Origin of the sequence: Mesorhizobium sp. B2-1-3 (genome assembly GCF_006442495.1) — a bacterium.
Lineage (GTDB): Bacteria > Pseudomonadota > Alphaproteobacteria > Rhizobiales > Rhizobiaceae > Mesorhizobium.
The window spans coordinates 352,053-374,391 of sequence record NZ_VFWL01000002.1 but is presented as its reverse complement, the minus strand read 5'-3'; the positions used below and the strand labels follow the sequence as shown (position 1 = coordinate 374,391).

Sequence of the window (22,339 nt, the reverse complement as noted above, 5' to 3'; positions counted from 1 at the left end):
AATGCCTTCCATGGAAGAGACCATCGCCGCGCGCGTCGAGGCAGCCGCCGAGCGCATCGTCAAGACGCTGAGCGATCTCGTCGCCTTCCCTTCGATCGTGAAATCGAATCCGAAGGAGGCCGGCCCCGGCGAGCGGGATTGCCAGCTCTACCTGCAAAAGCGCCTTGAGGCACTCGGCTTCTCGACCGATCTCTGGGATCCAGACGGCCCGGCACTCTACGAAAAATACAAGGGACGTGCCGGCGCCAACAAGGGCAGGACGTTCGAGGGCCGGCCCAATCTCGGCGGCGTTTTGAAAGGCACCGGCGGCGGGCGGTCCATCATGCTGACCGGCCATATCGACGTCGTGCCGCCGGGTGCCGCCGGGCACTGGACGACCGATCCCTTCCAGCCTGTCCTGAAAGATGGATTCCTGCACGGTCGCGGCACGGTCGACATGAAGGGCGGCGTCGCTTGCATGCTGATGGCGGTCGAAATCCTGAAGGAACTCGACGTTTCCCTCTCCGGCGACGTCGTCTTCACCACCGTCGTCGACGAGGAAATCGGCGGCATGGGGTCGCTCGCCATGGTTGATCGCGGCTTTCGCGCCGACGCCGGCATCATGACGGAACCGACGGCGAACAGGATCGCACCGCTTTGTCACGGCATTCTGTGGGGCAAGATCATCATCGACGGCATAGGCGGCCATGCCGAACTGACGCCGAACGCCTGGTATTCGAGCGGCCCGGTCGACGCCGTCCAGCTTTGCCGGCAGATCCTCGACGGCATCGACATCCTCAACCGGCGATGGATGTTCGATCCCAGGAAGAACCACCCGCTGATGGACCTGCCCAACCAGATCATCGTCACCCAGATCAATGCCGGCGAACATCCATCCTCCATGGCAGGACGCGGCGAGATCATCATCGACGCACAGTATCTGCCGAGCGAGCATGACGAGTTCAGGCTGGGCGGCAATGTCAAACGCGAAATCGAAGAGCACATCGCCAATGTCTGCCAGGCGGATCCTTATCTACGAAAGCACCCTGCCCGTGTCGAATGGATCCTCGATGCCGATTGCGCCGAGATCCCGTCGGACAACCCCTTTGTCGGCCTGTTCCAGGAGGCCGTCAAAGCAGCCGACCTGTCGCCGGCCCTGAGCGGCTTCGGCGCACACAGCGACATCGGCCTGCCGACCGGCCTGGGCAACACCCCGACCGTCAACTTCGGTCCTGGCGATCCGGCGCAGGCGCATCAGCCGAACGAGCGCGTTTCGGTGCGCGATCTCGTCGACTGCACGAAGGCCATCGCCTTAGCGGTGGAGAAATGGTGCCGATAGTTTTTAGCTGACTGCGAGCGGCAGGAAGTTTGCGGAAGACGTCCGGGAGGAGCGGCGAGAGCAATTCCAGGAAAAGTGTGTACGGTTTTCCCGGGAAAAGCGCGTAGCGCTTTCCCTATGGAATTGCGCAAAAACAAAGAGATAGAGCGGTTCGCCGTTTCCATGAAACGGTGAACTGCTCTAAGAGGCCGCCCGTCAGCCACCAAACCTCGGCTCGGGAACTCCGGTCACGCCAAGGCCGGTGATGGCGAACAGGCTGCCGCGCAGCACGCCATCGCCGGGAAAACGCGGCAGCGGCGGCTTGGCCATCGAGGTGACGTAGAGCGTGTCGAGCTTCGGTCCGCCGAACATGGCGCTGGTGATCTTCTTCACCGGCATGTCGATGATACGGTCTATGCTGCCGTCCGGCGCGTAGCGCACCAGGCGGCCGTCATAGACCAGCGCATTCCACAGACAGCCTTCGGCATCGACGGTCGAGCCGTCGGCGGCACCACCGCGGCTGGTATCGACGCGAACGAAGGTGCGGCGGTTGCTGGCCGTACCGGTCTCGATGTCGTAATCATAGGCCCAGATCTCGCCGGTCCAGGTGTCGGCGAAATAGAAGGTGCGGTCGTCGGGGCTCCAGCATGGACCGTTGGAGCAGATGATGCCGGAATCGATCCTGGTGACGGAGAAATCCGGATCGAGCCTGTAAAGGCCGCCGGACGGCCCCTCTTCCATCGTGTCCATCGAGCCGGCGAAGAAGCGGCCGCGCCGGTCGACCTTGCCGTCGTTGAGACGGTTCATTGGCTTGTCCGGCTCCGGATCATGGATCGGCGTCACCTCGCCGGTGGCGAAATCGAGCAGATGGAAACCGCGCTGCAACGAGACGACAGCGCCGCCGCCATCCTTGCGCAGCGCCATCGAGCCTATCTTCATCGGCACGTCCCAGGAGCGGATCTCGCGCCCGTCGGCGGTCGCGCGGAAGACGCGCCCGTCGAAACTGTCGATCCAGTAGAGACGCTCCTGCTCGACGTCCCAGAGCGGTCCCTCGCCAAGCGTGGTCTTCACGTCCACCACGACTTCGATCTTCATGCCGTCCTCCTCTTTGCTCGCGCGGCGATTGGCTGCGTCAGAAAGCGACCTTGTCGCCGCCCTTCAGCGACAGGATCTCGCGCGCTTCGTCCGGCGTCGCCACCTCCATGCCGAGCCCCTCAATGATCTTGCGCGCCAGCACGACCTGCTCGGCATTCGACTTGGCAAGCTTGCCCCTGCCGGCCCACAGGCTGTCCTCCAGCCCGACGCGAATATTGCCGCCGAGGGCCGCCGATTGCGCGGCGATACGCAACTGGCTGGCGCCGGCGCCGAGCACCGACCACCGGAACTGGTCCCCGAACAGCCGGTCCGCCGTGCGCTTCATATGCGCGACATCCTCCGGATGCGTGCCGATGCCGCCCAGCAGGCCGAACACCGACTGCACGAAGAAGGGCGGTTTCACCAGCCCACGGTCGGCGAAGTGGGAGAGATTGTAGAGATGCGCAATGTCATAGCACTCGAACTCGAACCGCGTGCCGTTGTCGTAGCAAGTCGCGAGAATGTACTCGATGTCCTTGAACGAGTTGCGGAAGACGAGGTCGCGCGTCGCTTCCAGATGCGGCTTTTCCCAGTCGAACTTGAAGGTCTCGTATTTGTCGGCGAGGTGATAGAGCCCGAAATTGATCGAGCCCATATTGAGCGAGGCCACCTCCGGCTTGAACTGGGCGGCCGGGCGCACCCGCTCCTCGACCTTCATATAGGGGCTGCCGCCGGTGGTGATGTTGATGGCGGCATTGGTGCCTTGCTTGACGCGTGGCAGGAAACGGGCAAAGGCCTCCGGCGTCTGGTCGGGCTTGCCGGTCTCCGGATCGCGGGCATGCAGATGCAGGATCGCGGCGCCGGCTTCCGCGGCGGCGATCGCCTCAGAGGCGATCTGGTCCGGCGTGATCGGCAAATAGGGCGACATGGTCGGCGTGTGGATCGCCCCCGTCACCGCGCAGGTTATGATGACCTTGCCCCTGGCCGCCGTGGCGCCGGGCTTGCGGCTGGTTTCTTTCATTGTCCGAACTCCTGATCCGATTTCTTCTTGTGCGCCGCCAGCGCCATCAGCCGGCGATCCCGCCATACCTGCCGATCGCCCAGTTTCTCCCTGGGCAAGCGCCTGCTACGCTCGGCCTCGACGGTTTCCATCACCTCGCCCGCCCAGTCGACGCGGCGCAGCATCTGCGGAAAAATATTGGAATAGATGCCCTGGTAGCGCTCGGCATAGTCGCGCACGCCGCCCGGCGCGTTGAGATCGATGGTCTCGAAGGGCCCCATGAACGACCAGCGCAGCGCCAGCCCGTCGCGGATGCCGATATCGACGTCCTCGACGCTGGCATAGCCGTCGGCGACAAGCCGGAACGCTTCCTCGAGCAGCGCCCCTTGCAGCCGGTTCATGATGAAGCCGTCGAGCTCGCGCTTCATCACCAGCGGCGCATGGCCGGCATCGATGAGGAAGGCGCGGGTCCTTTCGAGCGTCTCGGAGGACGTCCACGGCGCCGGCACCACCTCCGCCGCCGGAATGAGATAGGGCGGGTTAATCGGATGCACGACCAGGCAGCGGTGCCGCCCCGGCAGATGATCGGTGAATTTCGAGGGCAACAGCGCCGAGGTGGAGCTGGCGATCACCGCTTGCGGGCCGGCCAGCGCGTCGATGTGCGAGAACACCTCGCGCTTCACTTCGAGATTTTCCGGCGTGTTCTCCTGGATATGCACGGCGCCGGCCAGCGCGGCGTCCATATCTCTCACGACGGAGATACGCTCGAGCACCGCGTGCGCGGATTGTCCACGCAGCAGGTCGTTCGAAGCGAGATCGCCGAGCACGCCTTCTATGTAGTCGCGCGCGCCACCCGTCGCGACCGGCGACTGGTCCCACATGCGCACGTCATGGCCGGCACGCGCGAAGCTGATCGCCCAAGCCCGTCCAATGAACCCGCTTCCGACAATTGCAACCTTGGCCATTGCTTGCTCCTCAAAGCGTTTCGACGTTGCCGTCGACGCCGAGCGACTGGCCTGAAATGTTGATGCCCGCGTCGGACAGCAGGAATGCGACCATCGAAGCCACGTCATACGGGCTGGTCATGCGGCGCAACGAGATGTTCTGCAAATAGCGTTCGGTCATCTCCTGATGGCTGATGCCGACCTGTTTGGCGCGTGCCGAGATAACGCTCTCGATGCGCGGCCCCTCTATGATGCCCGGCAGGATGGCGTTGACCCTGATGCCGTGCGGCCCGAGCTCCTTGGCAAGGCTCTGCGTGAAGCCGATGACGCCGAATTTGGCCGCCGAATAGGGCGTGCGGAACGCATAGCCGTGGCGACCGGCCGCCGACGACATCGAGACGATCGAGCCGCCGCCGGCCGCCTTGATGAGCGGCACGGCGCGCCGCGCGCACAGGAACTGGCCGGTGAGACAGATGTCGATGCAGCGCCGCCAGTCGTCCGGCTCGATTTCGTCGACGCCACCGGTCGGCCCGGCAATGCCGGCATTGTTAATCAGCGCGTCGAGGCCGCCAAGCTTCTCCTTCACCGCCTCGAACAGCCGGTCGACATCGTCGTCACGCGACACGTCGGCCTTGATCGCCGCGGCGAGCGTCATCTTCTTGGGGGCGGCTGCCAGGGCTTCGTCGGACACATCGCAAACGACGATGCGCGCACCGAGCCGCGACAGCGTTTCGGCAATGGCAAAGCCAATGCCGCCGGCGCCTGCCGTGACCAGGACACGTTGCCCTTTGAGCCCCGCCAGGAATTCGTCGGGCGATTTGGGTGCGCTCGTGCTCATCATTCCATTCCCTTCATTGAATGCGTCTTTCGCGCAGCGCCATGACGGCACCGAGCACCACCAGCCCGAACAGGATCGCCCGTGTGGCGTAAGGCAGCGTCGTGCCGGCCAGCAGCATCTGCAGCGCCGTCAACAGCAGCACGCCGCCGAGCATGCCGAGATAGTGACCGCGCCCGCCGGTGATCAGCGCGCCGCCGACCACGACAACGGCGATGGATGGCAGGAGATAGTCGTCGCCCATGCCGAGGCTGGCCTGGCCGGAAAAGCCGGTCAGCATGACGCCGACGATGGCCGCGCACAGCGCCGACAGCATATAGACGAAGATCAGCGTCCGTCCGACGGCGATGCCCGAAAGCTGGGCCGCGCGCGGGCTGTTGCCGATGCCGTAGACCTTCCGGCCGAAGGCGGTGCGGCCGAGCAGCAGCACCGCAAGGGCCACGAAGACGACCATGAACGGCACGACCGGCGTCACTACCCATATCTTGCCGGTCATGAACCAGCGCAGCATCGGCGAGGAGAAGCCGGCCGGCGTGCCTTGCGAATAGAGAAGCGCGAAGCCTTGCAAGATGCCGTTGGTGGCGAGCGTCATGACGATCGGCGAGATGCCGAGGAAAACGATGCCGATGCCGTTCGCCAATCCGATAAGACAGGCGATGGCCAGCACCACCGGCAGCGCATAGGCGAGTGCCGCGTCCGATCCGTTGACCATGCCGGCAAGGAGGATGCCCGACAAGCCGATCGTCCACGGCACCGACAAGTCGAGCCCGCCGGTGAGGATGACGCCGCCCTGCCCGAGCGCAAGCACGGCAAGGAAACTCGACAGCACGAACAACGAGTTCCAGTAGGTGGGATTGAAGATGGCCCGGCCGAGCCAGATCTGAGTGACGATCATGACGGCGGCCAGGCAGACGTAAGCCGGCAGCGCGTAGCGCAGCGTCTCGGCATTGCGCATGCGAAAGCCGGGTGCCTGTCCCGGAACGGCGGGCTTGTGGGCGATGCGCAGCCTGCGGTCGGTGGGGTCGAGTTGCGACGGCAGCATGCCGGCGCGCCATGCGGCGAACCGCGCGCGCAAGGCGCGGACCTGGCAGGCAAGCACGGAGCCATGCGACAGCGAGCCCGCGAGCACGGCAAGGATGAGGATGGTGCCCTCGGCGATGGTCGAATAATAGGCCGAAACGTTGAGCACGAGCAGGACGTTGACGACCATCATCAGGATATAGGCGCCGAAGACGGTGCCGAACGGACCACCCTGCCCGCCGCCGAGCCGCGTGCCGCCGACCACGACGGCGGCGAACATCGACAGCAGCAGCGGATTGCCGACGAGCGGATCGCCGCTGCCGGTCTGGGCGCTGATGAACACACCGGCAAGCCCGTAGCAGCCACCGGCGATGACATAGACGAGGAAGCGCACGAGAGCGACGCGCACGCCGACCGCGGCAGCGGCGTCCGGATCGCTGCCGACCGCGTAGAGCGCCGTGCCGAACCGCGTGCCCTTCAGCCAGAACCATGCCAGCAGGACCACGCCGATGACGACCAACGGCATGGGCAACCAGCCTGGGATCGCGTCGCCGAGATAGAAGGCGCCGAGATCGGGCGAGACAAAGCCGCCGGGCTTGTCCATGACCAGCAGTGTGATGCCTTGCAAGATGAACATGGTCGACAGCGTGACGACGATGGGCTGCATGCGCAGCACCGCGATGAAGAAGCCGTTGAACGCCCCGACGAGCATGCCGACGCCAATGCCGGCCAGCGTCCACAGCCAGACGTTCGTTCCGGTCGCCATCGGATCCATCGACGTGGCCAGCACCACATTAACCAGCGAAACCACGGCGCCCGCCGACAGGTCGAAGCCGCCGGACAGGATGACGATGGTCTGGCCCATCGCCGCCAGCGCCGAGGTGGCGCCGCCGCTCGACAGGAACGAGATGTCGAAATAGGTGAGCCGCCCGGCGCTGATCAGGTCGACGACGACGAGCAGCACTGCAAAGACGATCGCCGCGATGATGGCGCCGCGATGCCGCGCCAGGAGGCGCACCAGGGATCCGGCCTGTCCGGTTGCCGTCGAACCGACCGCGCTCACTGTGCCGCCTCCAGGATATTGCCGCCATGTCCCAGCGCCGGCCGCATGATCGCGCTCTCGGTGATCTCGTCGCCGGCGAGCTCGGCCACCAGCCGTCCGTCATAGAGAACGAGCACGCGGTCGCATTGATGGACGAGTTCGGGAATTTCGGTCGAATGCAGCAGGATCGAGCCGCCCGCCGCCACATAGTTGCGCATCATCACGTAGAGCTCATGCTTGGTGCCCACATCGATGCCGCGGGTCGGGTCGAAGAGCAGCAGGATGCGGCTTTCGGCGACCAGCCACTTGGCGATGGCGATCTTCTGCTGGTTGCCGCCGGAAAAGGCGCCGGCCCTTGTCCACAGCGCACGCTTGTCCACCTCGACCGTCGAGAAGGCCGCCTGCACGGCGCGTGCTTCCTCCTCCTCGCGGATCAAGCCGAGCCGGGTGAAGCGGCCGACCACCGGCAGCGATGCATTCTGCCGGCCCGACAATTTCAGGAACAGGCCTTCGGTCTTGCGATCCTCCGGCACCAGCCCGATCGCCATGTTGGGCCTCAGCGCATCGGCCGGCGAGCCGAGCCACACTTTGCGGCCGTCGACCATGACGTGGCCGCGTTCGATCTCGGCCATGCCGAAGCAGGCGAGGAACAGGTCTAGCTGGCCCATACCCTGAAGTCCGGCGATGCCGAGGATTTCGCCCCTGCGCAAATCGAAACTGGCGCCGTCGAGTTTTCTGCCCGCCTTGAGGTCGCGCACGCCGAGCACCGGCGGACCGAAGACGGCCGCGCCCTCGGGCTTTGGCGGAAAGGTCTGCGCGAGGGCGCGGCCGATGATCTTCTCGATCACATCCTCATCCGAGATGTCGGCCACCGGTGCGGTGATGATGTGGCGGCCATTCCGAAGGATGGTCAAGGTATCGCAGAAGGCCCGCACCTCACGCATGCGGTGGGTGATGAACACGACCGTCGTTCCGGCGGCCTTGAGCCGCGCGATGATTGTTCCCAGCCATTCGACGTCGCCGCCCGAAAGCGTCGAGGTCGGCTCGTCCAGCAACAGGATGCGCGGCTTGCGGTAGACGGCGCGCGCGATCTCGACCTTCTGGCGGACCGCGAGATCGAGCGTCGCCACCTCGGCGTCGAGATCGACCGAAAAACCGAGATCGGCAATGTGCCGGCCGACTGCCTTGCGCGCGGCCGACCGCCTGATCAATCCGGTCGGGCCGGATGGCGCATAGGGCAGCAGCATATTGTCGAGAACGCTGAGGTCGCGGACCAGCGTCATCTCCTGGAACGCCGTCTGCACCCCGCGTTCATGCGCGGCGCGCGGCGAACCGAGCGCGGCCGGCGCGCCAAGGATGCTGATCTGGCCCTGATCGGGCCGCACCAGTCCCGATAGGAGCTTGACCAGCGTCGACTTGCCGGCGCCGTTCTCACCCAGCAAGGCGTGCACGCTGCCAGGCGAGATCGCGAAGGAGACGTCGTCAAGCGCGACCGTCGCGCCAAACGCCTTGCGTATGCCGTTGACGGCAATAGCCGGCACATGCGTTGTTGAAGTCATCATTCCCGGTTCCGGCATGCCATGCTTGCGGGCGCGTGGAGCCCACAGTGCCCCACGCGCACGGATTGCTGAAGCCTACTCCTCGGGCTGGCCGACGAGCGCCGCGTTGAGGCCGATCTCGGGCGTCTGGTCGGAGAAGATCGACGCGAACCAGCCGGGGTTGGAAACCAGCGACGGTTTGAAGGTGTTGCATCCGGCCTTCATTTCGGCCCAGGTGCCCTCGTTGCAAAGCTTGCTCGTCTCGTTGGTGACGATCGGCAGCGGCAGGATTGTCGCTTTCGGCACATCCTTGCCCTCGATCGCCTCGATGGCGAGCTTCAAGGCGAGCGCGCCGGAATAAGGCGGCGAGGCATACGAAATGCGCGGCGCGCCGAGCGGTGCATAGGGAGAAGCAGCACCCTCGACCTCCGTCCCTTCCGGCAGCATCTGGATGCGGCCGCCATTGGAGCCTTCACCGGCGCAAGGCAGAAGCTGGCTGGCCTTCCTGCCCGCCTCGAGCTGCATCGAATTGGCGGTGAAGCAGCCTACCTGCATCCACAGCCCGTTAATGTCGTCCCAGCCGCGCGTGGCGAGAATCTTGGAGAGTTCGGTGCGTGCCACCGCCTGGCTCCACATGCCGACCGCTTCGCCGACAATTTTGATGTCCGGATATTTGGCGAACACCGCCTTGGCGGCCTTGGTGCGCAGCTCGTCGACCGAGGTGCCGGGAACGCCGGTCACGGCGATGATGTTGCCCTTGCCGTTGAGCTTCTTGGCCAGCCATTCGGCTGTCACCCTGCCAGCCTCCTCCTGGTCGATATGGACATTGTAAGCGCAGGGCTCGGTGATCTCGGCGTCGTAGGCGAAGACCTTGACCCCCTTTTCGCAAGCGTTCTTGACGACCTGGTTCAGCGCCGTCGGCGAGATCGGATAAATCACGATCGCCTCCGCTCCCGCCTGCACCATGGCGTTGATCTGCTGGATCTGGCGCTGCGCATTCGGCCCGGCCACCTGGACCTGCAGGTCGACCTTGTCGACCAGGCTCTTGTGCGAGGCCATCGCCTTGACCATGTTCGCCGCCTCGGCCTGCCAGTCATTGCCGATGAAGCTCATGCTGAGAAAAATCTTGTGTTTTTCAGCGGCCTCGGCCGCGGAGATGCCAAAAGCACAGGCAGCCATGCCGGCCAGCAGCGCAAGCCGCCGGGCTTTCAATCCGATACCCATTATGAAACTCCTCCCGATCCGAACGATCGGATGCCTCCCAAGGGCACGAGACGTGACCTTGCCATCCGATATCAGCAACCGTATCACCATTTGATCAAAGATCAATGATGAAATATGCTCGCGGCGAAGCGACGGCCGGGCGCTTGACGCCGCAGCCGGAAGCCTGCATTCCGGATAGGGGTTATGGCGCAGCTTGCGCGGGAAGGTTGAGGGGAGATGGCTGGAGCGGCGTTCAGAAAGCCGGGTGTCGAGATCGCGCCCCTGTCCAAGGAGACCTTGCAGGACAGGGTCTATCGCCATGTCACCGAATTGATCCTCGACGGCAGCATCGTGCCGGGCGAGATGGTAACGGTGCAAAGCCTTGCCGATGCTTTCGGCGTCAGTCCGATGCCGGTCAGGGAGGCCCTGCGGCGGCTGACCGCCGCCAACGCGCTGATGGTGGTTTCAGGCCGCTCGATCGGCATTCCCGCACTCAGCCGCACACGCCTCGTCGATCTGAGAAACGTCCGCTTCGAGATCGAAGCGATCGCCGCCGCATGGGCGGCCGAGCGTATGGACGACCAAGCTATCGCCCGGCTGCGCCAGCATCTGGACGCGCTCGAGCAGGCCAATGCGGCGGGAGACGTCAAGTCCTATCTGCGCGCCAACTACGCCTTTCATTTCTCCATCTACCGGGCGGCCGGCTCCGAGAACATTCTCAACATCATCGAGAACTTGTGGCTGCAGATCAGTCCTTATTTCAACATGCTGCACGATTCCGGAAACTATTCGACCGCCAATGCGCACCATCAGGAGATGTTCGCTGCGTTGCGTGACCGGGACGCGGAAGCGGTCAAGGCCGCGGTCCGCGCCGACATCGACGCCGCCTTCGACGTTCTGGTCGGTCTGCTGAAATAGCACAAACGAAACTTCGTCGGCGCGAAGATCGAATTCGGCCTGCCGACGTGGCTTGGCACACCCCACCGTCGACTTCGCCCAAACGATCCGGCGCAGGCGCATCAGCCGGACGAACGCGTCCCCGTGTGTGATGGACGGCTCCTCTCGAAGGGTTGGCGCAGGCAAGGCGGGATTTTTCCCGTCAAGACAGTCGGCTCTAGAATTGCGACCCCAAATCAAGCTATGATGCACTTGGCATTTCCGGAGACGGCTTCGCGCCCCTGGAATGCCGGGAGGAACGGGACATGGCCTTCGCGCTTGTACTCGTTTTGATAGTTGTGGGCTCGGTGCTGTTCCACCTCCTGAGCCCATGGTGGTGGACGCCGATTGCCTCGAACTGGGACTATATCGACAACACCATCATCATAACTTTCTGGATCACCGGCGTCGTCTTTGCCGCCGTGGTTTTGTTCATGGCCTATTGCGTCTTCCGCTTCCGTCATCGGGAAGGCAATCAGGCGGCGTATGAACCGGAGAACAGGCGGCTCGAATCCTGGCTGACGGTTGTCACCGCGGTCGGCGTAACGGCTTTGCTGGTTCCCGGCCTGTTCGTCTGGAACCGGTTCGTCAACGTTCCGAGCGACGCCACCGTGGTCGAAGTTGTCGGCCAGCAATGGCAATGGAGTTTCCGCCTGCCCGGCAAGGACGGCAAGCTCGGCACGTCCGACACCCGCGGCGTCACCGCTGACAATCCGTTGGGCGTGATCACCAGCGATTCCAATGGCCAGGACGATGTCGTGGTCGAAGCGGCCGATCTGCATCTGCCGGTTGGCAAGCCGGTCAAGATGTTGCTTCGCTCGATCGACGTGCTGCATGATTTCTATGTGCCGGAATTCCGCGCCAAAATGGACATGATCCCGGGCTCGGTCACCTACTTCTGGTTCACCCCAACGAAAACCGGAACCTTCCAGGTCCTGTGCGCTGAACTCTGCGGCCAAGGACATCCGATGATGCACGGTGTGGTGATGGTCGATACGCAGGAGGATTACCTGGCGTGGCTTGGCCAGCAACAGACGTTTGCGCAATTGTCGGCGCCCCAGCAGACGGGCTCGGCAAGCCAGGCGTGGGGTCCAACGACGGTGTCAAGTTCGAGGATTGCAGCAAAGCTCGAAACCGTCGGGTCTCGCTAAAAAGGACACGGAGGTGTTCCTATGGTCGATATTACCCCTGCAGATGCCATCCCGCCGGCCGAAGTCGCGGAAGTCGAACTGTATCATCCGCACAGTTGGTGGACGAAATACGTCTTCTCGCAGGACGCCAAGGTCATTGCCATCCAGTATTCGGCGACGGCAACGGGAATTGGCCTGGTCGCCCTGGTGCTGTCCTGGCTGATGCGGCTGCAACTCGGCTTTCCCGGCACCTTCGACTTCATCACGCCTGAAGCCTACTACCAGTTCATCACCATGCACGGCATGATCATGGTGATCTATCTGCTCACGGCGCTGTTCCTCGGCGGTTTCGGCAACTACCTGATCCCATTGATGGTGGGGGCTCGCGACATGGTCTTTCCCTATGTCAACATGCTGAGCTACTGGATCTACCTGCTTGCCGTGCTGGTATTGGTGTCGAGCTTCTTTGCGCCTGGCGGACCGACGGGGGCCGGCTGGACGCTGTACCCGCCGCAGGCAATCATGACCGGCACACCGGGGGGCCAGGACTGGGGCATCATCCTGATGCTCGTCTCACTGATCCTGTTCATCATCGGCTTCACCATGGGCGGGCTGAACTATGTCGTGACGGTGTTGCAGGGCCGCACGCGCGGCATGACGCTGATGCGTCTGCCGCTGACTGTCTGGGGCATCTTTACCGCGACCGTCATGGCTCTGCTCGCCTTCCCGGCGCTATTCGTCGCCTGTGTGATGATGCTGCTTGATCGGACGCTCGGCACCAGCTTCTTCATGCCGGCGATCGTCGAAATGGGCGAGCAATTACAGCATAATGGCGGCAGCCCGATCCTGTTTCAGCATCTGTTCTGGTTCTTCGGCCATCCCGAAGTCTACATCGTGGCCCTTCCGGCCTTCGGCATCGTGTCGGACCTGATCAGCACCCATGCGCGCAAGAACATCTTTGGCTATCGCATGATGGTCTGGGCCATCGTCGGCATCGGTGCGCTGAGCTTCGTCGTCTGGGCGCACCACATGTATGTCAGCGGCATGCATCCCTATTTCGGTTTCTTCTTCGCCACCACGACATTGATCATCGCGGTTCCGACCGCCATCAAGGTCTACAATTGGGTGCTGACATTGTGGCGCGGCGACATCCACCTCACCATACCGATGCTATTTGCCCTGGCTTTCATCGTCACCTTCGTCAATGGCGGGTTGACCGGGCTGTTCCTTGGCAATGTCGTGGTCGACGTCCCGCTGTCGGACACGATGTTCGTCGTTGCCCATTTCCATATGGTCATGGGGGTCGCGCCGATCATCGTGATCTTCGGTGCGATCTACCACTGGTATCCGAAGGTCACCGGCCGGATGCTGAACGAGGCGCTGGGCCGGTTCCATTTCTGGGTCACCTTCCTCGGCGCCTACCTGATTTTCTTTCCCATGCACTACCTCGGACTGATGGGCGTGCCCAGGCGTTACAATGAACTGACCGATATGACGGTGATGACAGAATCGGCCCACCATCTGAACTCGTTCATCAGCATCATGGCGTTCATCGTCGGCTTTGCCCAGATTGTGTTCCTGTTCAATCTGATCTGGAGCATCCGTCATGGCCGCGAGGCCGGCGGCAACCCGTGGCGGGCCACGACCCTCGAATGGCAGACGCCGCAAACACCACCGGCCCATGGCAATTTCGGCAAAGACCTACCGATCGTCTATCGCTGGGCCTATGACTACAGCGTACCGGGCGCTAAGGAGGACTTTATCCCGCAAAACGTACCGGGCTCCTTCGGTCCCTCCAAGGAGCCGGCATGAGCGTCATTCTGGTCTTCATGCTCGTGATCGCCGGTTTTGCCGGATGGTGGCTTTCCCACCAGCGGCTGATGACCAAGCCATGGCTCGAGCAAGGTATGGCCGGGGATTTTGTTGGTATGGAAGGATCGGCGCTACCGACCGCCAAGATCGGCCTCGGCGTCTTCCTGGCGGTCGTCGGCTGTCTGTTCGCGCTGATCACCAGCGCCTACTTCATGCGCATGGCGCTGTCGGACTGGCAGGCGCTGCCGCTGCCGCGGCTGCTCTGGTTCAACACCGGCATGCTGGTCCTCAGCAGCATTGCGCTGCAATGCGCCTCGCTCGCGGCGCGTAAGGGTCAAATGGACATGGTTAAGCTCGGCCTTGCCACCGCCGGGTTTACGGCGCTCTCCTTCCTGATTGGACAGTTTATGGCCTGGCGCGAGCTGTCTGCCGATGGCTACTTTCTGGCTTCCAATCCGGCCAACAGTTTCTTCTACCTGCTTACCGGAATGCATGGCCTGCACATACTGGGCGGACTGGTGGGCCTGGGCAGAACAACCGTCGGCGCTTGGAACGGGGCAAGGCCGGCGCGGCTTCGCCTCAGCGTCGAGCTGTGCGCCATGTATTGGCATTTCCTGCTTTTCGTCTGGCTTGCCATCTTCGCGCTTCTGGCCGGCTGGGCCGCGACTTTCATCGATATTTGCCGGGGGTTACTGACGTAGGAGGAACGGGCGGATGGCTGAGACACTCACGCATATCGCTCAGACAGAGCCGCGGCCCGCAGGCTGGCAAGGCATCGCCGCCGACTGGTCCTCGGATCAGCGGGCGTTCAAGAACGTGTCATGGGGCAAGGCCATGATGTGGATCTTCCTGCTCAGCGACACCTTCATCTTCGGCTGCTTTCTGCTCTCCTATATGACCGCGCGCATTTCGACACGCGTGCCGTGGCCCAATCCCAGCGAGGTCTTTGCGCTTCGTATCGGCGGCTCGGATATTCCGCTGATCCTTATTGCCATCATGACTTTCGTGCTGATCTCAAGCAGCGGAACCATGGCCATGGCGGTCAATTTCGGCTATCGCCGCGACCGCCGCAAAACGGCAATCCTGATGCTTCTGACCGCAGCACTCGGTGCGACCTTTGTCGGTATGCAAGCCTTCGAATGGACCAAGCTGATCACCGAAGGCGTGCGGCCCTGGGGCAATCCCTGGGGCGCTGCCCAGTTCGGGTCAACCTTTTTCATGATCACCGGCTTCCACGGCACGCATGTGACAATCGGGGTGATCTTCCTGATCATCGTGGCGCGAAAGGTGTGGCGTGGAGATTTTGACTTTGGGCGGCCCGGCTTCTTTACCAGCCGCAGGGGCCGCTACGAGAACGTCGAGATCATGGGACTCTACTGGCATTTCGTCGACCTGGTCTGGGTCTTCATTTTCGCGTTCTTCTATCTTTGGTGAGAGGCAGATATGGCTGAAGCAACCGCAAACGGCCTCGGGCAACACACGCTGCACGCTACTCATGACGCGGCGACGACCGGCGCCCCCCCGGCAGAAGTTCATCAGGAGCACCCGATCAAGCTTTATCTGGTGGTCTGGGCATGGCTGTTCATTCTCAGCACCTGCTCCTATCTGATCGATTATTTCGGTCTGCACGGCTATCTCAGATGGTCGCTGATCCTGATCTTCATGATCCTCAAGGCAGGGCTCATCGTCGCCATTTTCATGCACATGGCCTGGGAACGGCTGGCGCTGACATACGCAATCATCCTGCCGCCCGTGCTGGTGTTGGTATTCGTGGCGATGATGGTCTTTGAAGCGGATTACACGCTTCTCACCCGGATGGCGTTTTTCGGGGCTGGGCCCTGACGCCAAATCGGAGTTCAGACCTTGTCGATGGCCGATCAGGGATTCCGACGATGCTGCGGGCGGTCCGGTGCCGCCACCCTCGCCTTGAAACAATCGACGGTTGGGCCATCTTTATTCATACCGAAACGACGGAAGCGAAATGATTGCCGCGTTTTGACCTGCGTCGCGAACTCAGCAAGGGACGCCCAAAATGACAATCGCAAACAAACTGAAGGACTATATCGACCGGAAAGGGATTTCCTACGATACTGTCGCGCATCATCGCACGGCCACAAGCAGGCAGGCCGCCATAGCCGCGCACGTGCCCGGCAGCATAATGGCCAAATCGGTGCTCGTTCACCACGATCTGGGTTATGCGCTGGCCGTGGTCCCCAGCACACATAGGATCGAGCTCGGCGCGTTGCAGAAGGTCATGGACAAGAATCTTGGACTCGCCACCGAAGATGAAGCGGTTTCGCTCTTTGGCGATTGCGATACCGGCGCCATTCCGCCGATCGGCGCGGCCTACGATGTGCCGGTAGTCCTTGACGAAAGCCTTGGCGGTGCCGCCGATATCTATTTCGAGGGCGGCGATCACAGGACGCTGGTGCGTGTCAGCGGCAAGGATTTCCGTAACCTGACTATGGGCGCCCACCAGGCCCGCTTCAGCCATCCGGCTTACTGAAGCCGGAAAGGGCTCTGATCAACCTGCACGCACCGGTCCTTGCCGGCGCGGCAGGGAGTTCATCGAGGCGCCGGTCCGGCCGTCGGCGGCGGTTCCACGACCTTGCGGTAGACATGCCAGGTAGCGTGACCGAGGATCGGCAGCACGATCGCCAACCCCGCGAATACTGGCAGCGTGCCGATGATCAGGGCGACGGCGACAATCAGGCCCCATACCGCCATCACGATCGGGTTCGCCAGCACCACGCGCACCGAGGTGTGGATGGCTTCATAGGCGCCGACATCTCGCTCGAGCAACAACGGGAAGGCGACGACCGTCGTGCACAGCACGATCGCAGCGAAGACGAAGCCGATGGCGTGCCCCAGGATGATGAGCGTCCAGCCGCGTCCTGTGGCGAATATGTCATTGATGAAGCTGGAGAAGGATTGCGGTGGGGCGGGGCCGAACAGGTGTTGGTAAAACGCCTGCGCAGTCAAAAGCCAGGCGATGAAGATTGCAAGCAGCATGATCGCAACCGCGGCGATGGCTGGCAGCGCCGGAGAATTCCTGACCTCGAAGGCGGCCCTCCATGAGGCGTCTAGCCCGGCTTCCCGTCGCCGGCTGATCTCATAGAGGCCGATTGCGGCGAATGGACCAATTAGCGCAAATCCGGACACGAGCGGAAACAACAATGGGAGCGTGTTATTGCCTGATGTCCAGACTGCAAGCACGACCCCCGCAAGCGGGTAGATCAGGCAGAGAAAAATGATGTGCGACGGTTTGACCATGAAATCGTCGACGCCGCGCCTGAGCGCATCGAAAAGGTCGGTGACACCGATCTTGCGAATTCTGGTGTGCTCCAGCGTCTCGCTGGCGCCTGCTATGACGTGAAAGCTTGCCATGACCATTCCTCCAGACAGGTCTGGTAAGGCCGCGGTTTCACGGTGCTGCCGTTCTGCATGACTGGCCACGCAAACCGCGACCTGCACCAGGATCAATATACTCTCATGCGAGCGACTTGTCGCGCTTTGTAAGAAGGTTGGGTAAGAAGGCCCGGTCGCCTGTCTAGCTCTGGACGCCTTTCTTCGATATTCTCCTCAAGTCGAAGGTGAAGGGTCATGGACGGAAGGACAGTTCTCATACTCGGCCTTGGCGTCGTTGTTCTGATGCTGCTGGGTTTTTGCGCACTGCCGACGTAATGTTTTGCGCCGGCGTCAATGGCCGGCTGATGCGATCGTACGCATTACAATAGTGTCGGCAAGTAACGTTGCAAAGATCGCGAACAGATAGAAAATCGAATAAGAAAACAACGCCTTTGCTTGCTTCATCTCCTTGTCGGGGATGGTGAGCACCTTGCAGGCGCGCCAGACGAATCCCGCACCCAAGACGGTCGAGACAGTCCCGTAATATCCGCTCGCGAATCCAAAGGCCCAGGGAAGCACGCCGATTGGCGCCAGAACCAGCGAATAGGCCAAGATTTGCTTTCTGGTCGAGGGTTGGCCAGCCACGTTCGGCATCATGGGGACGCCCGCCGCGGCGTACTGTCCGACCTTGAACAGGGCTAGCGCCCAGAAATGCGGTGGTGTCCAGAGGAAAATGATCAGGAACAGAATGATGCTTTCAATGCCGATGGCGCCGGTGGCAGCAGCCCACCCGATCACCGGAGGAAGAGCGCCTGCCGCGCCACCTATGACGATGTTCTGCGGTGTCGAGCGTTTCAGCCAGATCGTATAGATGACGACGTAGAAGAAGATGGTGAATGCCAGCAGCGATGCGGCAAGCCACCCCACCAGCACGCCGAGCACCGTCACCGAAAGTGCGGAAAGCACCAGACCGAAGCCGAGGGCTTCGCCTGGCGCGACGCGGCCCGACGGGATTGGCCGCTTGGACGTGCGAGACATCAACGCATCTATGTCCGCGTCGTACCACATGTTGAGCGCCCCGGCCGCGCCTGCTCCCATCGCAATCGCACTGATGGCGATCACCGCGATGACCGGATTCGTCGGGCCAGGCGCCGTCATTAGGCCCACGAAAGCAGTGAATACGGCAAGCGCCATGACCCGCGGTTTTAAAAGCGCGAAGAAATCACCCGCCGTCGCTTCCGGAAGGCGGATGACGATATCCTTGAGGCGGCTTTCCCTAGTCGACATCTCAGACCGATGGAAGCAAGAAACCTAGGCCATGATCCCGAACCGAAGGCACGCGTGAGCGAAATTGAAACCCGGTTTTTGCTTACGCGGCCCCTTCGGGTTCGGACGAGATCACGGCGAACGAGAGGATAGACGCATGGCGGAGGAGAAAGTCACTTGGAGAACGTTTTCAAATAGGCGATGACGTTGGTCACGTCTGCATCGTTCTTGAGGCCGGGAAACGCCATCTTGGTGCCTTTGACCATAGCCTTGGGATCGTGAAGATAGGTCATCAGTGTTGGTTCGTCCCATTTGACGCCGGATTTGCCGGCCGCAATCATGGCGTCGGAATATTTGAAACCGGGATGCGTACCGGCAGTGCGGCCGATGACGCCGTGCAGCGATGGACCGATCTTGTTCTTGTCCTCGTCCGCAATGTGGCAGGCCTTGCATTTGGTGAAGACCTTCTCGCCAGCCGCAGTATCCTGAGCCTGCGATGGATTAGCGACGAAGGTTGCAACAAACACGACGGCGAAAAATGCGGCTAAGCGCATGACTTTTTCCTCCCTGATCGTCAAATGCGCCTGAGACGATCTGGTATAAGCCAGCATCGTCAGCGATGCGCCTTGTACGGCAGAACAGATTGTCCGCTTCTCCCATATGAAATTGCGGCCTCTATATACCACGGAATCTGGCCGGCAGGTAGAAGAGGTCGACCTACAAAGGTTTAGGTTGTCCGCAGCGGATCAAGGCATAGCAGCGTTGCAGCTGCCGGCGAGCTGGCTGACCGCTTCATCAAATCCGGTCAGGTCGAAATCGGCGTGGCCCCGCCCCGACAGCAGCCCGAAGCGCCACGAAAGCTGGAGCCGGTTCGCGGCGGTAAGGCGCTTTATGCCGTCGGCGCCATCGCGCACCAGCATGCGGCCGCGCGGGCCGACCAACCAGCTCTCGTCGAACTTGTTGTCGTCGTCGACGGTGACCGACATGGTGATCTTGCGATTGGCCGAGACGGTGTCGTTCAATTGCAACCATTCGGTCCAGCGCGGTTGGCTGTCCGGGCGGCAGGCGATGGTCAGGATCGGGCTATAGCTCAGGGCGCCACCGCCGGTGATCAGCTTGTTGGTGGCATGGACCGAAGCCGTGACAAGGCCGTCATCGTCCGTGCCGATGCGCCAGGTGCCGGCATCGGCCTGGGCGAAATCGCAGGCAAGGGCCAGGACGATCGCCAAGGCGACGACGCGTCGCGTTTCGAAGAATAGGCTCAACCGCCCCTCCAACAACCCTGTGGTTTGCAGCAGGAGCGCAGATAGTGATCAATGCTTGGTATCGACAATGGTCACCGTCCGCGAAACGGATTGGCTGTTGCAGTTTCGCAACGAAAAAGGCCGCCTCGAGGGGCGGCCTTCGTCAGTTCCATCAACTCGGGATTTACTCGGCGTCCTTGGCGGCCTTTTTCTTCGGCGCTGCCTTCTTCTTCGGCTCTTCCGCGTCATCGCTCTTCTTGTCTTCAGTCTTCTTCGACGCGGCCTTCTTCGCCGGCTTCGCCTTGGTCGCGGTCTCGGCTTCCTCGTCGTCGGCCATCAGCTCTTCCTTGCTGACCTTGACGTCGGTGACCGAGATCTGCCCGAGCAGGTGATCGACCACCTTCTCCTCGAACATCGGCGCGCGCAGCGCGTTCAGCGCCTCGGGATTGTTGCGGTAGAACTCGAAGGCTTCCTGCTGCTGGTTGGCCGGGAAGCGACGAACCTGCTCGAACAGACCGCGCTGCAATTCCTCGTCCGACACGGTGACCCCGGCCTTCTCGCCGATCTCGGCCAGCACAAGACCAAGGCGCACGCGGCGCTCGGCGAGCCGCATATATTCGGCGCGCGCTTCTTCCTCGGTCGTCTCTTCATCGGCGAAGGTGCGGCCGGCCGCTTCCAGATCGCGGTTGACCTGCGCCCAGATGTTATTGAACTCGGCCTCGACAAGCCTCGAAGGCGCCTCGAACGAGTAAGCCGCGTCAAGCTGGTCGAGCAGCTGGCGCTTGACCTTCTGGCGCGTCATCGAGCCGAACTGGCTCTCGATCTGGCCACGCACCACATCGCGCAGGCGCTCCAGCGATTCCAGGCCGAGGTTCTTGGCGGTCTCATCGTTGATTTCGAGTTCGCCCGGCTTGGACACTTCTTTGACCGTGACGTCGAAAGTCGCTTCCTTGCCGGCCAGATGCGCCGCCTGGTAGTTTTCCGGGAAGGTCACGGTGACCTGCTTTTCATCGCCGGCCTTGGCGCCGATGAGCTGATCCTCGAAGCCCGGAATGAATTCCTTGGAGCCAAGCACCAGCGGCTGATCCGTGCCGGCGCCGCCGGCAAAGGCCTCGCCGTCGATCTTGCCGACATAGTCGATCGTGACGCGGTCGCCTTCGGCCGCCTTGCCGGTCTTCGGCTCGTAGCTGCGCGCCGATTCGGCGACGCGCTTGACCTGCTCGTCAATCTCCGCGTCAGGGACGTCGAACACCTGGCGCGTCACCTTGATGTCGGAAAAATCCTTGATCTCGATGGGCGGGATGATCTCGTAGTTAAGGCGGAATTCGAAGTCGGCGCCGCCGGCCAGGATCTTCTCGGCTTCCTTCTCGTCCTCGGTCATGATGACTTCGGGCTGCATGGCGGCTTTTTCGCCGCGGCCCGAAATGATCGACCGGGTCGAATCGTTGAGGATCTCGTTGACCACTTCGGCCATGAACGACTTGCCATAGACCTTGCGCAGGTGCTGCACCGGCACCTTGCCGGGACGGAAGCCGTTGATGCGAACCTTGTTCCTGGCGTCCGTCAGCCGCGCCATCAGCTTGGCTTCCATGTCACCAGCCGGCACGGTGATCTTGATCTCGCGCTTGAGACCGGAATTGAGTGTTTCGGTGACCTGCATCGTAAAACCTTTGTTTTCACCAATGAGGCTGCCAAACGGCTCTCTGCCGTTCACAGCCTGCCGGTATAATCTTGCCGGGAATGGCTTTTGGTACGGAACCTGGCGATTTGACCTGAAATACGGCTCAAACTCTTCCAAACTGCGTTCCAAAATGTGAATAAGTCTTTGTTTTTCCTACTTCTTATCACATTTTGCAGAAGCGGATCGTCGCGTCCCGTCACATTCGACACGCCTTTTGTCACAGGCGAGGCCAATTTTCAACCATCTTCGCGTTTAGGCGAATAACCATCATTTCGGCCCTGACATTGACAGAATGATGGCTAATGGGATCGCCAGACCGTGCGGGCGTGACGGAATTGCCAGACCCTCAGGTCGCGGCTGGCGGCTGCCGCGATATTCAAAGGACGATGCGGTATTCCACCTCACTCCCAAGACCTCGACAAGGCCGCCGAGGCTCTGCTACAGCCCGCCCGAGGCGCGTGTGGTGGAACTGGTAGACACAGCAGGTTTAGGTCCTGCCGCCGCAAGGCTTGGGGGTTCGAGTCCCTTCACGCGCACCACTGCCGCATGGCATCGGATAGTCCACTAGCGCACAGGCGCTGGCAGGAAATCAGGACACTGCCTAGGCGAGCTTCTTGATACGTCCCTTGTCGAGGCGGAAGATGCCATCGTTACCGCCTTGGCGCTGGAAATCATCCTGCAATTCGTCCCATGTGCCAAGATACTGACCGCAGTCGTCGCACCGGATGCCCGTCGAAGGTTCGGCATCGGCAGGAATCCGCAGCCTTATTGTGCCGCAAAAAGGACACTCCAACTGGTGATCCAAGTACCCGGTCGCCATGGGCTTTCCATCTTTCTGAATGCCACCGCCAGCGTCGAGAATATACCTACCACGCAACACAATCCAGTGGCGAGACGCTAGCGCCTAAAGGACGCCCCTGAGGTCGATTAGACGTAAGCTTCCAAGGCTTGAGCCTTCGAGGCCGCACC

Annotated in this window: 21 protein-coding genes and 1 tRNA gene; 9 read left to right on the top strand and 13 right to left on the bottom strand. The window is 61.9% G+C overall.

The window, feature by feature from the left end; translation table 11 throughout:
- Position 1 precedes the first annotated feature (1 nt).
- On the top strand, positions 2-1,318 hold the full coding sequence (locus tag FJ973_RS06470; protein ID WP_140521014.1) for an ArgE/DapE family deacylase: 1,317 nt from the start codon (positions 2-4) through the stop codon (positions 1,316-1,318).
- Between the two features lie 195 nt (positions 1,319-1,513).
- Here the strand turns inward: FJ973_RS06470 and FJ973_RS06465 are convergent, their stop codons facing one another.
- The 7 genes from FJ973_RS06465 to FJ973_RS06435 form a co-directional block, all read right to left on the bottom strand.
- Complete coding sequence (locus tag FJ973_RS06465; RefSeq protein ID WP_140517088.1) at positions 1,514-2,392, bottom strand: SMP-30/gluconolactonase/LRE family protein; 879 nt, start codon at positions 2,390-2,392, stop codon at positions 1,514-1,516.
- Between the two features lie 37 nt (positions 2,393-2,429).
- The gene (locus FJ973_RS06460; RefSeq protein ID WP_140517090.1) at positions 2,430-3,392 is read right to left on the bottom strand and encodes a 3-keto-5-aminohexanoate cleavage protein; all 963 of its coding nucleotides are present in this window, start codon (positions 3,390-3,392) and stop codon (positions 2,430-2,432) included.
- On the bottom strand, positions 3,389-4,336 hold the full coding sequence (locus FJ973_RS06455) for a 3-hydroxyacyl-CoA dehydrogenase (protein WP_140555306.1): 948 nt from the start codon (positions 4,334-4,336) through the stop codon (positions 3,389-3,391). The genes FJ973_RS06460 and FJ973_RS06455 overlap by 4 nt, the downstream gene beginning before the upstream one ends.
- A gap of 10 nt (positions 4,337-4,346) precedes the next feature.
- Positions 4,347-5,153 (bottom strand): SDR family oxidoreductase, encoded by an 807-nt coding sequence (locus tag FJ973_RS06450; RefSeq protein ID WP_140555304.1) that lies wholly within the window; start codon positions 5,151-5,153, stop codon positions 4,347-4,349.
- 13 nt (positions 5,154-5,166) lie between these two features.
- Positions 5,167-7,233: an ABC transporter permease gene (locus tag FJ973_RS06445; RefSeq protein WP_140555303.1), complete on the bottom strand. Its 2,067-nt coding sequence runs from the start codon at positions 7,231-7,233 to the stop codon at positions 5,167-5,169.
- Entirely contained in the window at positions 7,230-8,771 is a 1,542-nt protein-coding gene (locus FJ973_RS06440; protein ID WP_140555396.1) for a sugar ABC transporter ATP-binding protein, read from the bottom strand. The genes FJ973_RS06445 and FJ973_RS06440 overlap by 4 nt, the downstream gene beginning before the upstream one ends.
- 75 nt (positions 8,772-8,846) lie before the next feature.
- On the bottom strand, positions 8,847-9,974 hold the full coding sequence (locus FJ973_RS06435; protein WP_140555301.1) for a sugar ABC transporter substrate-binding protein: 1,128 nt from the start codon (positions 9,972-9,974) through the stop codon (positions 8,847-8,849).
- 216 nt (positions 9,975-10,190) lie between these two features.
- On the opposite strand from FJ973_RS06435, the gene FJ973_RS06430 reads away from it, so the two are divergent.
- The 7 genes from FJ973_RS06430 to FJ973_RS06400 all read left to right on the top strand — a co-directional run bounded on the left by FJ973_RS06430 (position 10,191) and on the right by FJ973_RS06400 (position 16,337).
- Positions 10,191-10,871, top strand: a complete 681-nt coding sequence (locus FJ973_RS06430) for a GntR family transcriptional regulator (RefSeq protein WP_140495796.1) — start codon at positions 10,191-10,193, stop codon at positions 10,869-10,871.
- Positions 10,872-11,155: 284 nt separating this feature from the next.
- A complete protein-coding gene (coxB, locus tag FJ973_RS06425) occupies positions 11,156-12,040 on the top strand; it encodes a cytochrome c oxidase subunit II (RefSeq protein ID WP_140555299.1) in 885 nt (294 codons plus the stop codon).
- A gap of 21 nt (positions 12,041-12,061) precedes the next feature.
- Complete coding sequence (gene ctaD, locus FJ973_RS06420; protein ID WP_140495794.1) at positions 12,062-13,831, top strand: cytochrome c oxidase subunit I; 1,770 nt, start codon at positions 12,062-12,064, stop codon at positions 13,829-13,831.
- The gene (locus FJ973_RS06415) at positions 13,828-14,532 is read left to right on the top strand and encodes a cytochrome c oxidase subunit 3 (RefSeq protein ID WP_140495793.1); all 705 of its coding nucleotides are present in this window, start codon (positions 13,828-13,830) and stop codon (positions 14,530-14,532) included. The genes ctaD and FJ973_RS06415 overlap by 4 nt, the downstream gene beginning before the upstream one ends.
- A gap of 13 nt (positions 14,533-14,545) precedes the next feature.
- A complete protein-coding gene (locus tag FJ973_RS06410) occupies positions 14,546-15,265 on the top strand; it encodes a heme-copper oxidase subunit III family protein (RefSeq protein ID WP_140495792.1) in 720 nt (239 codons plus the stop codon).
- Between the two features lie 9 nt (positions 15,266-15,274).
- Positions 15,275-15,673, top strand: coding sequence for a cytochrome C oxidase subunit IV family protein (locus FJ973_RS06405; protein ID WP_140495791.1), 399 nt, complete (start codon positions 15,275-15,277; stop codon positions 15,671-15,673).
- A gap of 190 nt (positions 15,674-15,863) precedes the next feature.
- On the top strand, positions 15,864-16,337 hold the full coding sequence (locus FJ973_RS06400) for an aminoacyl-tRNA deacylase (RefSeq protein WP_140495790.1): 474 nt from the start codon (positions 15,864-15,866) through the stop codon (positions 16,335-16,337).
- A 59-nt stretch (positions 16,338-16,396) separates the two neighbouring features.
- On the opposite strand, the gene FJ973_RS06395 is transcribed toward FJ973_RS06400, so the two are convergent.
- The 5 genes from FJ973_RS06395 to tig all read right to left on the bottom strand — a co-directional run bounded on the left by FJ973_RS06395 (position 16,397) and on the right by tig (position 21,349).
- Positions 16,397-17,218 carry a DUF2189 domain-containing protein gene (locus FJ973_RS06395; RefSeq protein WP_140495789.1) on the bottom strand — a complete coding sequence of 274 codons (822 nt, stop codon included), beginning with the start codon at positions 17,216-17,218 and terminating at the stop codon, positions 16,397-16,399.
- A gap of 312 nt (positions 17,219-17,530) precedes the next feature.
- Positions 17,531-18,466 (bottom strand): heme o synthase, encoded by a 936-nt coding sequence (locus FJ973_RS06390; protein ID WP_140555298.1) that lies wholly within the window; start codon positions 18,464-18,466, stop codon positions 17,531-17,533.
- 152 nt (positions 18,467-18,618) lie between these two features.
- On the bottom strand, positions 18,619-18,999 hold the full coding sequence (locus tag FJ973_RS06385; RefSeq protein WP_140495787.1) for a cytochrome c family protein: 381 nt from the start codon (positions 18,997-18,999) through the stop codon (positions 18,619-18,621).
- A gap of 192 nt (positions 19,000-19,191) precedes the next feature.
- Positions 19,192-19,710 carry a hypothetical protein gene (locus FJ973_RS06380; protein ID WP_140555296.1) on the bottom strand — a complete coding sequence of 173 codons (519 nt, stop codon included), beginning with the start codon at positions 19,708-19,710 and terminating at the stop codon, positions 19,192-19,194.
- A gap of 163 nt (positions 19,711-19,873) precedes the next feature.
- Positions 19,874-21,349, bottom strand: coding sequence for a trigger factor (gene tig / locus FJ973_RS06375; protein ID WP_140495785.1), 1,476 nt, complete (start codon positions 21,347-21,349; stop codon positions 19,874-19,876).
- Positions 21,350-21,824: 475 nt separating this feature from the next.
- Here tig and FJ973_RS06370 point away from each other — a divergent pair.
- Positions 21,825-21,909: transfer RNA gene (locus FJ973_RS06370), tRNA-Leu, on the top strand.
- A gap of 62 nt (positions 21,910-21,971) precedes the next feature.
- Here FJ973_RS06370 and FJ973_RS06365 read toward each other — a convergent pair.
- A complete protein-coding gene (locus FJ973_RS06365) occupies positions 21,972-22,190 on the bottom strand; it encodes a hypothetical protein (protein WP_140495784.1) in 219 nt (72 codons plus the stop codon).
- Positions 22,191-22,339 lie beyond the last annotated feature (149 nt).